The organism is Bacillus sp. 0209A, assembly GCF_036765095.1.
GTDB lineage: Bacteria > Bacillota > Bacilli > Bacillales > Bacillaceae > Bacillus > Bacillus subtilis_G.
This window is the reverse complement of the sequence record NZ_JBAIZV010000004.1, coordinates 91556-107833: the sequence shown is the minus strand read 5'-3', so window position 1 is coordinate 107833 and position 16278 is coordinate 91556. Positions and strand designations below refer to the sequence as shown.

The window sequence follows — 16278 nt, the reverse complement described above, 5'->3', positions numbered from 1 at the left end:
TTGTCTTCCCGCTTAAAAACGATACAATGAGAAGCATGAATGCGATTTGAAGGAGAGAGTTTGTTGAAAGAAAAAGAAATACTCTGGAACGAAGCGAAAGCGTTTATTGCAGCATGCTATCAGGAGTTGGGGAAGGAAGAGGAAGTGAAAGACCGTCTCGATAGCATAAAAAGTGAAATTGACCGGACCGGGAGCTATACACATACGAAGGAAGAGCTTGCTCACGGAGCGAAAATGGCTTGGAGAAACAGCAATCGCTGCATCGGCAGATTGTTCTGGAATTCTCTGAATGTCATCGACAGGCGTGACGTCCGTACGAAGGAGGATGTGCGGGGCGCCCTTTTTCATCACATTGAAACCGCCACAAATAACGGGAAAATCAGGCCGACCATTACGATTTTTCCTCCGGAAGAGAAGGGTGAAAAGCAAGTCGAGATTTGGAATCATCAGCTGATACGGTATGCTGGTTATGAGTCAGGCGGAGAAAGAATCGGCGACCCGGCTTCCCGTTCCCTTACCGCAGCCTGCGAGCAGCTTGGCTGGCGCGGAGAGCGAACCGATTTTGACTTGCTGCCGCTCATTTTTCGCATGAAAGGCGACGAACAGCCTGTCTGGTATGAACTGCCGCGTTCACTTGTCATCGAGGTTCCAATCACACATCCGGACATCGAAGCGTTTTCTGATCTGGGGCTGAAATGGTACGGCGTGCCAATTATTTCTGATATGAAGCTCGAGGTCGGAGGCATTCATTATAATGCCGCGCCGTTTAACGGCTGGTACATGGGCACGGAGATCGGAGCAAGAAACCTGGCGGATGAAAAGCGATACGACAAGCTCAAAAAAGTGGCGTCCGTTATCGGCATCACCGCTGATTACAATGCTGATTTATGGAAGGATCAAGCGCTTGTTGAACTGAATAAAGCGGTGCTGCACTCGTATAAAAAGCAAGGTGTCAGCATCGTTGACCATCATACGGCAGCAAGCCAGTTCAAACGGTTTGAAGAACAGGAGGAAGAAGCGGGCAGAGAACTGACGGGGGACTGGACGTGGCTGATTCCGCCGATTTCACCCGCTGCCACTCATATCTTCCACCGTTCCTATGATAACTCAATCGTTAAGCCGAATTACTTTTATCAGGATAAGCCCTACGAATAAACAATGGAAAATCGTTGATGGCCTTCTAGGCTGCTGGATTCAGTGACTGAGAGGTCGGTAACCTTTGAGAAAGGACTGCCTTTTTTTACAGCCTCAAGAAACGATTGTAACGTGTTTTCCGGGCCTTCCGCCAAAATCTCGACACGGCCGTCATCACGGTTTTTGACCCAGCCTGCCAGTTTTCGCTTGTCAGCTTCCATTTGAACAAAATAGCGAAAGCCCACACCTTGAACCCGGCCGTCTGCAACGATTCGATATTGAAGCATGGAAAAACCACCTTTTCTTTTTATGATAATCAATCATTTTACAACCTGTAAAGGGGATGTGTTCGTATGAAACCACCGCACTATTCAGTTCTTTCTCTTAATCTCGGGAAGCCGCAGACGCTTGAATATGACGGAAAGAAAATCGAAACCGGCATCATGAAGCAGCCGGCTGATTCCGCTGTCATGCTGTATCGGGAGAATTTTGATGGAGACGGACAGGCGGATCTCATCAATCATGGGGGACCTGATAAGGCGGTCTGTGTCTATCCGGCAGAGCACTATCCGTTTTGGGAAGAGTTCCTCTCAAGACCGCTGCCAAGCGCTGCGTTTGGTGAAAATCTGACCGTCAAGGGCCTGACCGAGGAGAACGTTTGCATCGGGGATGTGTACAAGCTTGATGAAGCTGTTGTCCAGGTCAGCCAGCCGCGCCAGCCGTGTGTAAAGCTGGCGAAAAAGTTTGGCGTAAAGGATATGGTGATGAAGGTTCAAGAAACCGGCTATACCGGATTTTATTTTCGCGTGCTGGAAGCGGGCAGAGTGTCTCCCGGCGCCAAACTTGAATTGCTGTCCAGAGGCGAGAAAGACATATCCGTTCAATTCGCAAACCGTATCAAATACCATGATGCGAAAAACCTCGCCGCCATTGAACGGATTTTAAGTGAAGACACACTGTCGGAAAGCTGGAGAGCGTCCTTTATGAAAAAAAGGGACAGGCTGCAGCCGGCTGAATAGAAAAAAAGCCGCGCATACAACGTGCGCGGCTTTACTATTCTTAAGATCAATTTTTCTTTGTTTCAAGCAGGTTGGCAAGAAAATAGGTTTTATAGCTTTGAAGCTTTCTTCCTTCATAGTGCGTGATCCCCTGCTTTTTTAATTCTGCCACATACCAGCCTTTACTGCCGTAATGCATGTCAGAAAACTCCTTTCCCTATCTCTCCCGCTGGAGAGGATTTTACCAAGCGATTGGCATTGTAACATCTATGGAAAGATGCTGAAAAGAGGTGCGGGAAAAACTGAGCCTTTTGCACTAGCTGTAAGAATCTTCTTCTGTATGTATATGCGGAGAAAAGGCTGAGTATGATTTAATGGCCGGTCAGTTTGATGATGACAACGCCCAATGTCATAATGCTGAAAACAATGCCGATATATGTGAGCATCCCGTTTTTTTTCTTCACGCCATAAACGGTCATAATAATACCTTCAATGAAAAAAATGATGCCGAAAATAATAAACCACATGCAGATAAAGGCTCCTTTCGCAGACATAATAGTAGTGTAGCATATCTTGAAGAGCCGGGCTGTGACAATATCAAGAAAGCCGGGCAGCATATGCGCCCGGCTCTTGTTTTTTATTGTTTATCAACCAATTTGACCAGCAGCTGTGCCAAATGTTTTTTCTCGTCTTCATCCGCAACACTCCAAAGCTCTTGCAGGAGCATTTCTTCACTGTTGTGCGGCTCTTCATGCTTCGCGAGGTAGTCTCCCAGAATCGCGGCGCTTTTCACAAGCTTGCCGTCGTCCAATCCCAGCTTTTTGCCTCGGTTGACTTGTTTACTCAGGTAGTCTTTAAATTCCTCAAAGTCTTTTAAGATTTCTTCTTTTGTTATGCCATGCATGGCATTCATTTCGTTTTCAATTTGGATTTTTTCTGGATCTCTGTTCATCGCAATACCTCCTCCTGCGGGATAGTGATGTTTTACCTGCAATTGGAGGAGGTTAAACCTTCCGGCAGCCCGGAATGTGTTTTACAGTTTTGTCAGGATAATCGGCTCATCTTTTGTGATAACGATGGTGTGTTCAACTTGGGCAACCATGCTTTGATCAGGCGTCTTGAACGTCCAGCCGTCTCCAGCTTCAACAATTGTTTCCGCTTTCGTTGAAATAAACGGTTCAAGCGCGATAACTGTGCCGTTTTTGAAAAGCGCGTTATCAAACGGATCATAATAATTCATGATGTGGTTTGGCGCTTCATGCAGGCTTCTGCCGATTCCGTGGCCGGTCAGGGTTTTGATGACGGTAAAGCCTTTAGAGCGTGCTTCATGATAAACGGCTCTTCCGATTTGGTTTTGGCGCTTGCCTGCTTTTGCCTGCTGCAGCCCTTTTTGGAAAGCGTCTTCCGCGCATTGGCAAAGCTTATGAAGGCGTTCTTCTCCTTCGCCGAGCACAAATGAGATGCCTGTGTCGGAATAAAAACCGCCGAATTCAGCGGAGATGTCAATGTTCACAAGATCTCCCGCTTTTAAAATTTTGGAAGTGCTTGGTATGCCGTGAGCCACTTCATCATTTACGCTGATGCATGTCACACCCGGAAAATCGTATTCCTTCTCAGGAGCTGAAACTGCACCGTGCTCATCAAGAACCGCTTTTCCGATAAGGTCAAGGTCTTTTGTGCTCATGCCGGGCTCTGCTTTCCGTTTCATTTCTTCACGCGCCAGCGCTACGATTCTTCCGATTTTTTTCAGGCCTTCTAATTCTTGATCGTTTGTTACAATCATCTGTCATTCCCGCTTTCTTTTTAAATAATCTATTTTAAGCTTACCACAACTGCCTTAAAAATAGGAAACACACGGACCTGGGAAAAAAGAAACACCCCGGGAAAATTGGTATAGATCACTAGATATCCTATATGGTATATTTGAAAAAAAAGGGTATGAGGGGGATGGGTATGCTTTCATTTTTACAAAAACTCGGGAAGTCATTTATGCTTCCGATTGCGGTTCTTCCTGCGGTTGGAATTATCCTTGCGCTTGGCAGAGAGGATTTATTGAATATCCCGTTTGTCTATCAAGCGGGGGCGGCGATTTTTGATCATCTGCCGCTCATTTTCGCGATCGGAATTGCCATCGGCATTTCAAAGGACAGCAATGGGGCCGCGGGTTTATCAGGCGCGATTTCATATCTGATGCTGGACGCAGCGACAAAGACAATTGATAAAACAAACAACATGGCGGTGTTTGGAGGAATCATTGCCGGTTTAATTGCCGGTTACACCTATAACCGCTTCAAGGATACAAAGCTGCCTGAATATCTGGGATTCTTCAGCGGCAGGCGGCTTGTGCCGATTGTAACAGCCATTATTACGATTATTTTAGCCGGCATCTTCGGAACCGTCTGGCCGCCGATTCAATCAGGGATTAATACGTTTGGAGAATGGATGCTGGGGCTCGGCGGCATCGGGGCTGGCATATTCGGCCTGTTCAACAGGCTGTTAATACCGCTTGGTCTTCACCACGTGTTGAACAATATTTTCTGGTTCCAATTCGGAGAATATAACGGAGTGACGGGAGACCTGGCGCGCTTTTTCGCGAAAGATCCGACTGCGGGCACATATATGACCGGTTTCTTCCCAATCATGATGTTCGGTCTTCCGGCGGCGTGTCTGGCTATGGTTGTGACTGCAAAGCCGTCAAAACGGAAAGCAACGGCGGGAATGATGATCGGATTTGCCTTGACTGCGTTTATCACAGGGATTACGGAGCCGATTGAGTTTGCGTTTATGTTTTTGTCTCCGCTATTATACGCTGTTCACGCGGTCTTAACCGGGCTGTCTTTATTTATCGTCAACTTGCTCGGCATCCGCTCAGGCTTCTCTTTTTCAGCAGGAGCCATCGATTATGTGCTCAGCTACGGAATTGCAGAAAAGCCGCTGCTTCTGCTTCTGGTAGGCATATGCTATGCGGCTGTATACTTTATTGTGTTTTATGTGCTGATTAAGGCATTGAATTTAAAAACGCCGGGACGGGAAGATGATGATGTGGATGAAGTGCTGGATGAAAATACCGTTCAGGATGTGAATGAAAACATCATGCTCAAAGGGCTCGGCGGAAAAGAAAACCTTCAAACCATTGATCATTGCGCCACAAGGCTGCGGCTGACTGTGAAGAATACCGCTTTAGTGGATGAAGCGCTGCTAAAGAAAGCAGGCGCAAAAGGGGTTGTCAAATCAGGCGGACAATCGGTTCAAGTCATCATTGGCCCAAATGTGGAATTTGCGGCGGAGGAATTGAGAGCTGCGGTAAAATAAAAAAGCGGAGAGGGCATCCTCTCCGCTTCAGCGTGTCGACAAACCTTCGCATTCGTTGTCAGTCCTGCGCGTCGATGCTCACGAATTCCGACATTCGCTGTGCTTCGATGCTCGTCCTTCCTAGAATTCAAGGGTTTTCAATCACGCTGAAAAGATGACAAAATCCTAAAACTTAACCGTTTTAGGATTTTGTCAACAATATGAAGCGGAGAGGGCATCCTCTCCGCTTTTTCTTATTGATCTGCATCTTCCGTTGACGTTTCGGAAGAATCTTCGTCACGTTTTGTGTAATCATAATCAGAAGGGTTCACCTTCGTAAAACCTTTCGGCTCGTAGAAACGCAGCAGGTCTCCGTTTATGATTTTATCGGACATTTCAAGTTCTTTCTTGACGAGGGAGTCTTCTGACTTGTCGACTTCAGATTCCTCAAGCTCTTTTCCGGTTTTTGTATCGTAATACTTTCCGGATACTTTCGTGTACTTCGGTGAAACAAAGTCTCCGTTACGGAACGGAATCACTTCACGGTGTTCTTTAGATAAAATATCAGAACCGGACATCAGATAGTCTTTCGTATCCACTCCGAGCAAATGCAGAATGGTAGGAGCCACATCGACGTCTCCGGCATATTTATGAACTCTCTCGCCCTTCACGCCGGCAGCGTGGATAAAGAGCGGAACCCGTTGAAGCTGGGCGTTGTCATAATCGGTAATTTCATCTTTGTCAAGCACTTTGGCCATCGCTTTATTGTGGTTTTCAGAGATGCCGTAATGGTCTCCGTACATCACGATAATCGATTGGTCATATAGCCCGTCTTTTTTCAGGTCATTGAAAAATTGTTCAATAGACTGATCAAGGTAATGGGCTGACTGGAAGTAGTTGTTGACGACAGAGTCACCAAAGTCTCCAGCCGGGAAGTCTGTATCCCCCTCATCCATTCCGAATGGGAAGTGGTTAGACAGGGTAATAAACTTCGTATAGAATGGTTGCGGCAGGCTTTCTAACAGCGGCATTGATTCTTTAAAGAACGGTTTGTCTTTCATGCCGTAGTTTTTCGTGTTTTCTTCGTTCATGTCATAGTAGGCAGAATCGAAGAACTTATCAATGCCTTCCGCTTTGTACATTTCGTTACGGTTCCAGAACGTCTGCGTGTTTCCGTGGAACGAAGCAGATGTGTAATCCTTAGACTTCAGAATCGCCGGAACGGATTGAAGCGTGTTTTGCGCTTTGTTTACGAAAACGGAACCTTGAGCCAGCGGGTACAGAGAGTTTTCCATCATAAATTCCGCATCGGATGTTTTACCCTGTCCCGTTTGGTGGAAAAAGTTATCAAAGTAGAACGTTTCGTTATCATGTGCCAGTTTATTTAAGAACGGTGTGACTTCTTTGCCGTCAATTTTATAGTCGATGATAAAGGACTGCAGAGATTCAAGTGAAACATAAATGACGTTTTTTCCTTCCGCTTTGCCGAAATACACGTTATTCGGCACGTCGTAATTGGCTTTCATGTAGTTTTCCACTTCCGTCACGTCGCTGGAATCGGCAAGCGCGCGCTGACTGTTGGACTTGATATTCTGGACAGCGTCATAAATCGTGAAATTGTATGTGCCTAAGTATTTCACCAGATAGTTTCGGTCGAATGATCTTGTCAGCAATTCAGGGCGGTCTGATTCCGCAACTGCCAGGTTGATGAGGAAAACAAGAATCGAAGACGCAAGAACGATTCGGAACGATTTTTTGCTCGACGTTTCTACAGGCTTGTTCACTTTGATCGCCAAGATGATCAGAATGATCGTATCGATAAAGTAAAAGACGTCAGCCGGGCTCATCAGCGAAAATGCGCTGTCGCCGAGTTGGCCGCCGTTTGTTTTAGCCTGCATAAGGACCGGAATTGTAATAAAATCATTGAAAAATCTGTAGTACACAATGTTTGCGTACAGTAAAAAAGACATTAAAAAATGAATCACTATGATGGCTGTCTGCTGTAATTTTTTCTTGAACAAAAGTCCAAAGCCAAGAAAGAACAAGCTTGAGCTGAGAGGATTCACAAAAAGCAATATTTTTTGTATCGTGTTGTCTATTCCTAAGTTGAAATTCAGGACATAACCGACATACGTTTTGATCCATAATAGGACGACCGCGATTAAGAAGAAGGCCAGTCCTCTTTCTTTTATAAATGTTTTCATTGTTACACTCCTTTTTTCCGATCACAGTTCGAGCGAAACGATAGAAAAAACGAACGTATCAAATATAACACGAATCAGCAGATTAGAAAAGTGAAAATCGTCTGGTGGAAAAAGTGGCGAAAAACGCCGTCGAATCAATGTTTTTCTTTACATAGTGCCCTAATATAAAAAAGGTTTCTTTGTGGAAACGAAGGAATAAAATGGAACGATGGCTACTGTATGGTAAAATAGAGGAAATGGCTGAAAAGAGGTGAAAGGATGGATTTTTCCCATATTGTGTCTGAAGATAAAATAAAGCGCGCCATCAAAGACGGAGAATTTGAAAACCTGCCGGGAATGGGAAAACCGCTGCCGAAGGATGACGCGGCACACTTGCCGGAATCGCTCCGCATGAGCTACCGTATGTTAAAAAATGCGGGGATGGCAGAGGACGAGGGCGCGCTCAAAAAAGAACTCATGACCATCGACCATTTAATCGCAAAGTGTCTTGACGAAAAAGAACGGGAACAATTAATCAGAAAAAAAACTGAAAAGCAGATGATGCTTGATAAGCTTGTCGGCAAAAAAGGCATGTTTTCAAAGCCAGCATCCGCTTTTTATAAGAATAAAGTATATGACCGGCTTGGACGAAACAGACCTTCTTCCAGCTGATTTGTCTTGTCTAAAAGGATGGTGATTGATAAAAGCCATCCTCTTTATGTTCCAATGGTCTCTGTCTAAAATGTTTATGTTTATCCGTCGTGGGGGAAATGACTCATAAACGAAAAAAGGGTGATGGGATGGAACGACTATTAGAATGGGTAGAACGTATATCTGATTGGCTGTGGGGGCCGCCGCTAATCATCTTGCTGACGGGTACGGGATTGTATTTCACCATTTTGCTGAAATGTTTTCAATTTCGCTATCCTTTATACATTTTCAAGCAAACGATCGGCAGCGTAGGAAAGAAGCCGAAGGGAGAGGGCACAGTCACACCGCTTCAGGCATTGACGTCAGCCCTCAGCTCAACAATCGGTGCGGCGAATATTGTCGGTGTGCCTGCCGCTATTATGTTTGGCGGTCCCGGAGCGGTTTTTTGGATGTGGTTTATTGCCTTATTTGCCATGGCGATTAAGTTTTCTGAAAGTGTGCTTGCTGTTCATTACAGAGAAAAAAATGAGCAGGGGGAATTTGTCGGGGGACCGATGTATTACATAACAAAAGGGCTACGCATGAAATGGCTCGGCGTATTTTTCTCTGTAGCGCTGATCGTGGAGCTGATCCCGAGCATTATGGTTCAGGGGAATTCGGTTTCAGTCTCTCTTGCCCAAACGTTTTCTTTCAATAAAATATATGCGGGAATCGGCATTGCGTTTTTGATTGGATTAGTGGTGATAGGAGGGGTAAAGCGGATTGGAAAAGTAACAGAGTTCATCGTGCCTCTTATGGCAGGGGCATATGTTGGGGCCGGTCTCTTGATTTTTCTCACGAATCTTTCAGCGGTGCCGGCGTTTTTCTCTCTTATCTTTTCGAATGCGTTTACCTCAACTTCAGCAGTTGGAGGGTTCGCAGGTGCTGCGCTGGCTGAAACCGTTCGCTGGGGCTTTGCCCGCGGGCTGTATTCTAATGAAGCCGGAATGGGAACAGCGCCGATTGCACATGCGGCGGCCATGACTGATCACCCTGTGAGGCAAGGGTTCTGGTCTGTGATCGGCATTGTCATTGACACCTTGATCATCTGCACTACCACGGCTTTTATCGTCATTACATCCGGTGTTTGGACAGGAGGAAATGCCTCAAATGACCCGGCAGCACTGACAACGGCTGCGTTTCAGCACTATTTCGGTTCCGGCGGAGGGTACTTCGTCTCGATTGCCCTTGTCTTCTTTGTGATATCGACCATTATGGTTGTTATTTTTTACGGCGTTAAGCAAGCTGAATTTCTGTTCGGACGGCTGGCAGGACATGTGATCAAAATCGTATATTTAGCGGCTATTATCATAGGGGCCGCAGGCGGAGCAAAAGCCATCTGGGGATTTCTGGACTTAGCATTAGTTTTTATTGTCGTTCCGAATGTGATTGCGCTGCTGTTATTGAGCAGAAAGGTAAAAGCACTATATACCGAGTTTTTCACATCTGAACAGTACTACCTGAAAGACAGAGGAAAAACCAAACAGAATGCTGTTTATCAGACAAAAGAAACCAAAAACTCTTAGTGTTTTGCCCTCGCACCGGCTAGCGATTTCGTTTTGACAAATAGATAAATGAGCAAAGGCAGCAAAAAGGAAATGAACACATTGATGACCGGTTTGACTCTGTTAAAGTCGATCAGATGGTTTGTGTTTTGGAAAAACCAAAAGCTGCATACTAGAGAAAACATGCCGGTCGGTGTGTACATAGCTTTTACCTCAATTGTTGAATGTAAGAAGGAAAGCCCGTATACCACCTGCGATTTTCACCATAATGACGGGGATCCGCAAGGCTGCGATCTGAACGGTCTAAAAAATCAGTAATTCGGATATGCCTGATCACCATATAGGCCGGATCAAAAAAAGTAGATGTCAGGTTGGGACATCACCGCTAGCAATAAAGCTCCTAGCAGTATCGCGATAATGGTGTGTTTCAGCGGGATGCTCCAGCTTGAGAAGAGAAGCGGAAGGATGATCAATACCTCCATCGTCCCAAAGGCATCAAAACTGATTGGAGGTATTGGATCGGTCCTTCAAAGACCGGTGTTACATTTTGCAGCTCAATTTGTTCGGCAAGTGTAAACGGAAGGAACAAGGCCAAGGTGCCGAATGGAACTAAAAAGAGCCGCGCCATTCTGTTCAACGTTTCTTTTCCTTCTCTGGCAATACAGATCACTGCAGAAATAATGACGCCGCCAAGAACGGCCATTGGTGTTCGGGAGAAATAAAATATGAATCAGATTGATGAAAAAACCTATATCATGAGCGTTGATTAACAGGAAATAGAAAGAAAACAGAAAAATGATAAATCGGCCTTCTAGAAGCTGGGCGGCGACGGTATCGGGTCTTTCCGTGTATTGCAGCTGGGGAAAGGCGAGTACGTGTCGTCTTCGATAAACTCTTCAATATATCCGCTTTCTAACACGGCATCAATCTTGATGTTTTTGCTTCTTTTTTCACTTTGTCAATGACCTTTGGATCAGCAATCCCGTCAATATAGGCCAAGGCAATGTACCGATTTTAAAAGAGATCATTTTTAGCTGAAGCGTTTTGACGCGAAAGCGCACAAGAGCGGTACCCCTCTCTTAATCCTCTGATGATCGATTCTGTGATCGGTTCCTCAATGCTTCTTCTTTGCCCACCTTTTATTTTAAGGATCAGGCATTTTGAATGCCCGTCTGCAAACAAAACCGCGTTTCCCTCAATGATGGATTCAGCCACTTTGCTTACACTCGTTTCTGCCGCTACGTTTGATATCGATAGAGTGTTTTGCAGCGCTTCCTCATGTTCATCAATTTGATCTGTCAGATGCCTCAAGAAAGGACGGAGGGCGTTGTCCTGTATTTGTTCAACTTCAATATAAACAATAAACCCGCACAGCCCGTTTTCGAAGTCAAATTGCCTAAATACGATGTCTGAGCAGCCTTCTGTTCATAAGGTCAGATGATCGAGGTTTTCCTTAAATCAGGAGAGATCGGTCTGTCCTGATTGTCTTCAAGCTCTTTGATGAGCTGAAGCGCTTTTTCGCGTTTATCCCAAGTGGTTGATCCTGCTATTTCAATGTCTTATTCAACAAGTGCTTGTGACTTTTAGGGTAACCTTGTCTGTTTCAGATATTCTCAGTCTGGGATGAAAGCGCTATAAAAAGTTGTTGACTACATGTATATACAGGAATACAATGTAATCATGAGTTGTATATACAAGTTATAAAAAACGGATACGGAGGGGTTGGCATGGGGGAACTGAACACATCGGCACGGCAGATTGTCGAAGCAGTCGGCGGCGCCGAAAATATTGCAGCGGCAACTCATTGTGTTACACGTTTGCGTTTTGCATTGATAGATGAAAGCAAAGTTGACCAAGAAGTGCTTGATCAAATTGACATTGTAAAGGGATCGTTTTCAACAAACGGGCAATTTCAGGTCGTGATCGGCCAAGGAACGGTCAACAAAGTATATGCAGAATTGGTCAAGGAAACGGGGATTGGCGAGTCAACAAAGGACGAAGTGAAGAAGGCTTCAGAAAACAATATGAATCATTTGCAGCGTGCTGTGAAAACGCTTGCAGATATTTTTATTCCGATATTGCCTGCGATTGTCACGGCGGGTCTCTTGATGGGGATCAATAACATTTTAACGGCGCAAGGCATTTTCTTCAGCACAAAATCGATTGTGCAGGTCTATCCGCAGTGGGCGGATCTTGCTAATATGATTAACCTGATTGCGGGAACGGCCTTTACGTTTCTGCCTGCGTTAATCGGCTGGTCAGCGGTCAAACGGTTCGGTGGCAACCCGCTGCTTGGCATTGTGCTCGGCGTGATGCTCGTGCATCCTGATTTGTTGAATGCGTGGGGATATGGCGCTGCAGAACAAAGCGGAAAGATTCCGGTATGGAATTTGTTCGGCCTTGAGGTGCAGAAAGTCGGCTATCAGGGACAGGTGCTCCCGATTTTGCTTGCTTCTTATATGCTGGCGAAAATCGAGGTGTTTTTAACAAAAAGGACACCTGAAGGCATACAGCTGCTCGTTGTCGCGCCGATTACGCTTCTCGTAACAGGTTTTGCCTCTTTTATTATCATCGGCCCGGTTACATTTGCGATCGGAAACGTGCTGACTTCAGGGCTTATCTCGGTGTTCGGCTCTTTTGCCGCAGTGGGCGGTTTGTTATATGGCGGTTTCTACTCGGCGCTTGTGATTACCGGCATGCATCACACGTTTCTTGCAGTCGACCTGCAGCTCATCGGCTCAAAGCTCGGCGGCACATTTTTATGGCCGATGCTGGCGCTTTCGAATATCGCACAAGGTTCGGCAGCGCTGGCCATGATGTTTATCGTGAAGGATGAGAAACAAAAAGGCCTTTCCCTCACGTCAGGGATTTCTGCTTATCTCGGCATTACAGAACCTGCCATCTTCGGGGTGAATCTGCGATACAGATTCCCGTTTATCATTGCGATGGTCAGCTCCGGGATTGCCGGAATGTATATTTCTACTCAAGGGGTGCTGGCAAGCTCCGTCGGTGTCGGCGGCGTGCCGGGGATTTTCTCAATCATGAGCCAGTACTGGGGCGCGTTTGCAATCGGGATGGCAATTGTGTTGATCGTGCCGTTTGCCGGAACATACGCGTATGCAAGATTCAAACATAAATAACGAATGGGAGCGGGACGTGTTTTAACGTTCCCTTTTCCCGTTTTTATTTTATAAAACGGTGGTGGAGACAGATGAAAACAGAACAAACACCATGGTGGAAAAAAGCTGTGGTCTATCAAATTTATCCGAAAAGCTTTAACGATACGACGGGGAACGGTGTCGGCGATCTGAACGGCATTATTGAAAAGCTTGATTACTTAAAAACACTTCAGGTGGATGTGCTTTGGCTGACACCGATTTATGATTCCCCGCAGCATGATAATGGGTACGATATTCGTGATTATTACTCGATTTATCCTGAATATGGGACGATGGACGATTTTGAGCGGTTACTGTCCGAAGCGCATAAAAGAGGCCTGAAAGTCGTCATGGATCTTGTCGTCAATCATACGTCAACAGAGCACAAATGGTTTCAAGAGGCGATTTCGTCAAAAGACAGCCCATACCGTGATTTTTATATATGGAAAACCCCGCAGGAAAACGGTTCTGTTCCGACAAACTGGGAATCGAAATTCGGCGGCTCCGCATGGGAGCTTGATGAAGCATCGGGCCAATACTATTTGCACCTGTTTGATGTGACGCAGGCTGATTTGAATTGGGAAAATGAAGAGGTTAGAAAGCATATCTATGACATGATGCATTTTTGGTTTGAAAAGGGAATAGACGGCTTCAGGCTTGATGTCATTAACCTGATCTCTAAAGATCAGCGCTTTCCGAATGCGGAAGGCGGAGGCGATGGCCGTTCCTTTTACACTGATGGGCCGCGGGTGCACGAATATCTGCATGAAATGAACGAAAAGGTGTTTTCGCATTACGACAGTATGACGGTCGGCGAGATGTCTTCAACGACCGTAGACCATTGTATCCGGTATACAAATCCCGCCAATAAAGAACTTGATATGACGTTCAGCTTCCATCATCTCAAGGTCGACTATCCAAACGGTGAAAAATGGGCCTTGGCGCCGTTTGACTTTTTGAAGCTGAAGAAGATCTTATCCGAGTGGCAGACGGGGATGCACGTTGGAGGGGGATGGAACGCTCTGTTCTGGTGCAATCACGATCAGCCGCGCGTTGTATCCAGATATGGAGATGACGGCGCGTACAGGGTGAAATCGGCGAAAATGCTCGCTGCCGCCATTCATATGATGCAGGGCACGCCTTATATTTATCAGGGCGAGGAGCTGGGAATGACGAATCCGAAGTTTACCGACATCAGCTCCTATCGGGATGTCGAATCACTGAACATGTATCACGCTTTTAAGGAAAAAGGGATGGCTGATCAAGAGATCACAGCGATTTTACAGGCGAAATCCCGAGACAACTCCAGAACGCCTGTCCAGTGGGATGATACGCAGAATGGCGGTTTTACAACGGGCGCGCCATGGATACCGGTCGCCGGAAACTATCATGAAATCAATGTCGAAGCGGCGCTGAAGGATCAGAACTCAGTGTTCTATCATTATCAAAAACTGATCCAGATTCGAAAAACGTATGACATTGTGACAGAGGGGACGTATGAGTTAATCGCAAAGGATGATCCGAACATTTTTGCATATCTCAGACACGGCAACAATGAAAAGCTGCTCGTGATCAATAACTTTTACGGGATTGAGGCAGCCTTTACAATGCCGGACTCTTTAGCGCCTGGCGAGTGGAAGGCAGAGGTGCTGTTGAGCAACGATGATGTGAGGGAAGGACTGCAGAACATGACGCTCCGTCCGTATGAGTCCATTGTTTATCGTTTAACGAAACCGTGTTAAACTAAGCTGGGTGGTCCATAATGAAGGCGAATAAATTTATTGCAATTTATAAAGACATCGCACAGCAAATTGAAGGCGGCCGGTGGAAAGCGGAGGAGATTCTTCCGTCTGAACATGAGTTGACCGCACAGTACGGTACATCGAGAGAAACGGTCCGAAAGGCGCTTCACATGCTTGCGCAAAACGGCTATATCCAGAAAATCAGAGGGAAGGGCTCCGTCGTTCTCAACCGTGAAAAAATGCAGTTTCCCGTCTCGGGCCTTGTCAGTTTCAAGGAGCTCGCGCAAACACTTGGCAAAGAAACGAAAACAACTGTACACAAATTCGGGCTCGGGCCTCCGTCAGAGCTGATCCAAAAACAGCTCCGTGCTAACTCGGATGAGGACATCTGGGAAGTCATCAGGTCAAGAAAGATTGACGGAGAACATGTGATTTTGGACAAGGATTACTTTTTCAGAAAGCATGTGCCCCACCTGACGAAAGAAATTTGTGAGAACTCTATATATGAATATATAGAAGGAGAGCTCGGTCTTTCGATCAGTTATGCGCAAAAAGAAATTGTAGCCGAGCCGTGTACGGATGAGGACAGGGAGCTGCTTGATTTACGAGGTTATGACCATATGGTCGTGGTGAGAAACTACGTCTTTTTGGAGGATACGAGTCTCTTTCAATATACGGAAAGCAGACACCGCCTGGACAAATTCCGGTTTGTCGATTTTGCGCGGCGGGGAAAATGAGAAAGGCGCCTGCCTGCGGCAGCGCGCTTTTTTTGTTTGGTATCAAAATTGATACTATCCAACAAAAATGTGCGTACTTTTACTTTTTGCGATAACGGCTACAATAGAGTTGAGAGTAACCAAAAGGAGAGGTGTTTTACATGGCAGATCTAAAGAAACAAATTCTGGATGCGTACCATTTCAGACATGCGACAAAGGAATTTGACCCGAATAAAAAAGTATCAGACAGCGATTTTGAATTTATTTTAGAAACAGGAAGACTGTCTCCGAGCTCACTCGGCCTTGAGCCTTGGAAATTCGTTGTCGTTCAAAATCCGGAATTTCGCGAGAAGCTTCGCGAATACACATGGGGCGCTCAAAAGCAGCTTCCAACCGCAAGCCATTTCGTTCTGATTCTTGCGCGTACAGCGAAGGATATCAAATACGATGCGGACTACATCAAACGTCATTTAAAAGAAGTGAAACAAATGCCTCAGGACGTTTGCGAAGGCTATCTCAGCAAAACGGAAGAGTTCCAGAAACACGATCTGCATTTGCTTGAAAGTGACAGAACATTGTTTGACTGGGCTTCAAAACAAACTTATATTGCGCTTGGCAACATGATGACTGCCGCTGCGCAAATCGGTGTTGATTCCTGCCCTGTGGAAGGCTTCCAATATGATCACATTCACCGTATTCTTGAAGAAGAAGGCCTTCTGGAAAACGGAAGCTTCGACATTTCTGTGATGGTGGCGTTCGGCTACCGCGTGAGAGACCCTCGCCCGAAAACAAGAGCGGCTGTTGAAGATGTTGTGAAGTGGGTGTAATAAAGAAAGCTGCTCGATGACGAGCAGCTCTTTT

16 protein-coding genes and 2 pseudogenes are annotated in these 16278 nt (G+C 45.9%); 9 read left to right on the top strand and 9 right to left on the bottom strand.

Features of this window, described 5'->3' with window-relative positions; genetic code table 11:
- Positions 1 to 63: 63 nt before the first annotated feature.
- Positions 64 to 1155, top strand: a complete 1092-nt coding sequence (gene nosA, locus V6D44_RS15800; protein ID WP_253268936.1) for a nitric oxide synthase — start codon at positions 64 to 66, stop codon at positions 1153 to 1155.
- Here the strand turns inward: nosA and V6D44_RS15795 are convergent.
- Positions 1146 to 1421, bottom strand: a complete 276-nt coding sequence (locus V6D44_RS15795; protein ID WP_087992538.1) for an acylphosphatase — start codon at positions 1419 to 1421, stop codon at positions 1146 to 1148. The genes nosA and V6D44_RS15795 overlap by 10 nt on opposite strands.
- Positions 1422 to 1487: 66 nt before the next feature.
- Between V6D44_RS15795 and V6D44_RS15790 the strand changes: the two genes are divergently transcribed.
- A complete protein-coding gene (locus tag V6D44_RS15790; RefSeq protein WP_202328292.1) occupies positions 1488 to 2153 on the top strand; it encodes an MOSC domain-containing protein in 666 nt (221 codons plus the stop codon).
- Positions 2154 to 2199: 46 nt separating this feature from the next.
- Here V6D44_RS15790 and V6D44_RS15785 read toward each other — a convergent pair whose 3' ends face one another.
- From V6D44_RS15785 to map, 4 genes are all read right to left on the bottom strand, one after another.
- Positions 2200 to 2331, bottom strand: coding sequence for a YflJ family protein (locus tag V6D44_RS15785; RefSeq protein ID WP_087992540.1), 132 nt, complete (start codon positions 2329 to 2331; stop codon positions 2200 to 2202).
- Between the two features lie 172 nt (positions 2332 to 2503).
- Positions 2504 to 2659 carry a hypothetical protein gene (locus V6D44_RS15780; RefSeq protein ID WP_148963599.1) on the bottom strand — a complete coding sequence of 52 codons (156 nt, stop codon included), beginning with the start codon at positions 2657 to 2659 and terminating at the stop codon, positions 2504 to 2506.
- Positions 2660 to 2769: 110 nt separating this feature from the next.
- Positions 2770 to 3084 (bottom strand): DUF3243 domain-containing protein, encoded by a 315-nt coding sequence (locus tag V6D44_RS15775; protein WP_087992541.1) that lies wholly within the window; start codon positions 3082 to 3084, stop codon positions 2770 to 2772.
- A gap of 81 nt (positions 3085 to 3165) precedes the next feature.
- Positions 3166 to 3915 (bottom strand): type I methionyl aminopeptidase, encoded by a 750-nt coding sequence (gene map / locus V6D44_RS15770; RefSeq protein WP_087992542.1) that lies wholly within the window; start codon positions 3913 to 3915, stop codon positions 3166 to 3168.
- A gap of 170 nt (positions 3916 to 4085) precedes the next feature.
- On the opposite strand from map, the gene nagE reads away from it, so the two are divergent.
- Complete coding sequence (nagE, locus tag V6D44_RS15765) at positions 4086 to 5444, top strand: N-acetylglucosamine-specific PTS transporter subunit IIBC (protein WP_087992543.1); 1359 nt, start codon at positions 4086 to 4088, stop codon at positions 5442 to 5444.
- Positions 5445 to 5677: 233 nt separating this feature from the next.
- Here the strand turns inward: nagE and ltaS are convergent, their stop codons facing one another.
- Complete coding sequence (gene ltaS, locus V6D44_RS15760) at positions 5678 to 7627, bottom strand: lipoteichoic acid synthase (protein ID WP_087992545.1); 1950 nt, start codon at positions 7625 to 7627, stop codon at positions 5678 to 5680.
- Between the two features lie 258 nt (positions 7628 to 7885).
- On the opposite strand from ltaS, the gene V6D44_RS15755 reads away from it, so the two are divergent.
- Both V6D44_RS15755 and V6D44_RS15750 read left to right on the top strand, forming a co-directional pair.
- Positions 7886 to 8278, top strand: coding sequence for a J-domain-containing protein (locus tag V6D44_RS15755; RefSeq protein WP_087992546.1), 393 nt, complete (start codon positions 7886 to 7888; stop codon positions 8276 to 8278).
- A 128-nt stretch (positions 8279 to 8406) separates the two neighbouring features.
- A complete protein-coding gene (locus V6D44_RS15750) occupies positions 8407 to 9822 on the top strand; it encodes an alanine/glycine:cation symporter family protein (protein ID WP_202328291.1) in 1416 nt (471 codons plus the stop codon).
- Here the strand turns inward: V6D44_RS15750 and V6D44_RS15745 are convergent.
- From V6D44_RS15745 to V6D44_RS21165, 3 genes and pseudogenes are all read right to left on the bottom strand, one after another.
- Positions 9819 to 10616, bottom strand: a pseudogene (locus V6D44_RS15745) (endospore germination permease); the annotation flags it as partial. The gene V6D44_RS15750 and the pseudogene V6D44_RS15745 sit on opposite strands and share 4 nt — an antisense overlap.
- A 33-nt stretch (positions 10617 to 10649) precedes the next feature.
- Positions 10650 to 10720 (bottom strand): annotated as a pseudogene (locus tag V6D44_RS21170) (hypothetical protein); the annotation flags it as partial.
- 95 nt (positions 10721 to 10815) lie between these two features.
- Positions 10816 to 11163 carry a spore germination protein gene (locus V6D44_RS21165; protein WP_442893325.1) on the bottom strand — a complete coding sequence of 116 codons (348 nt, stop codon included), beginning with the start codon at positions 11161 to 11163 and terminating at the stop codon, positions 10816 to 10818.
- A 365-nt stretch (positions 11164 to 11528) separates the two neighbouring features.
- On the opposite strand from V6D44_RS21165, the gene treP reads away from it, so the two are divergent.
- From treP to V6D44_RS15720, 4 genes are all read left to right on the top strand, one after another.
- Complete coding sequence (treP, locus tag V6D44_RS15735) at positions 11529 to 12941, top strand: PTS system trehalose-specific EIIBC component (RefSeq protein ID WP_333516709.1); 1413 nt, start codon at positions 11529 to 11531, stop codon at positions 12939 to 12941.
- Positions 12942 to 13012: 71 nt separating this feature from the next.
- Positions 13013 to 14701 (top strand): alpha,alpha-phosphotrehalase, encoded by a 1689-nt coding sequence (gene treC / locus V6D44_RS15730; protein WP_333516708.1) that lies wholly within the window; start codon positions 13013 to 13015, stop codon positions 14699 to 14701.
- A 20-nt stretch (positions 14702 to 14721) separates the two neighbouring features.
- Positions 14722 to 15438, top strand: a complete 717-nt coding sequence (gene treR / locus V6D44_RS15725; protein ID WP_289346687.1) for a trehalose operon repressor — start codon at positions 14722 to 14724, stop codon at positions 15436 to 15438.
- A gap of 140 nt (positions 15439 to 15578) precedes the next feature.
- Complete coding sequence (locus V6D44_RS15720) at positions 15579 to 16244, top strand: NAD(P)H-dependent oxidoreductase (RefSeq protein WP_202328289.1); 666 nt, start codon at positions 15579 to 15581, stop codon at positions 16242 to 16244.
- The last annotated feature ends 34 nt before the right edge of the window (positions 16245 to 16278 follow it).

Bases quoted from the DNA above. Each gene is read 5' to 3' on its own strand.
- nagE (WP_087992543.1), top strand. From the start codon at position 4,086: ATGCTTTCATTTTTACAAAAACTCGGGAAGTCATTTATGCTTCCGATT.
- treC (WP_333516708.1), top strand. From the start codon at position 13,013: ATGAAAACAGAACAAACACCATGGTGGAAAAAAGCTGTGGTCTATCAA.
- ltaS (WP_087992545.1), bottom strand. From the start codon at position 7,627: ATGAAAACATTTATAAAAGAAAGAGGACTGGCCTTCTTCTTAATCGCG.
- V6D44_RS15750 (WP_202328291.1), top strand. From the start codon at position 8,407: ATGGAACGACTATTAGAATGGGTAGAACGTATATCTGATTGGCTGTGG.
- V6D44_RS15795 (WP_087992538.1), bottom strand. From the start codon at position 1,421: ATGCTTCAATATCGAATCGTTGCAGACGGCCGGGTTCAAGGTGTGGGC.
- map (WP_087992542.1), bottom strand. From the start codon at position 3,915: ATGATTGTAACAAACGATCAAGAATTAGAAGGCCTGAAAAAAATCGGA.
- V6D44_RS15785 (WP_087992540.1), bottom strand. From the start codon at position 2,331: ATGCATTACGGCAGTAAAGGCTGGTATGTGGCAGAATTAAAAAAGCAG.
- V6D44_RS15755 (WP_087992546.1), top strand. From the start codon at position 7,886: ATGGATTTTTCCCATATTGTGTCTGAAGATAAAATAAAGCGCGCCATC.
- V6D44_RS15790 (WP_202328292.1), top strand. From the start codon at position 1,488: ATGAAACCACCGCACTATTCAGTTCTTTCTCTTAATCTCGGGAAGCCG.
- V6D44_RS15720 (WP_202328289.1), top strand. From the start codon at position 15,579: ATGGCAGATCTAAAGAAACAAATTCTGGATGCGTACCATTTCAGACAT.
- treR (WP_289346687.1), top strand. From the start codon at position 14,722: ATGAAGGCGAATAAATTTATTGCAATTTATAAAGACATCGCACAGCAA.
- treP (WP_333516709.1), top strand. From the start codon at position 11,529: ATGGGGGAACTGAACACATCGGCACGGCAGATTGTCGAAGCAGTCGGC.
- V6D44_RS15775 (WP_087992541.1), bottom strand. From the start codon at position 3,084: ATGAACAGAGATCCAGAAAAAATCCAAATTGAAAACGAAATGAATGCC.
- V6D44_RS15780 (WP_148963599.1), bottom strand. From the start codon at position 2,659: ATGTGGTTTATTATTTTCGGCATCATTTTTTTCATTGAAGGTATTATT.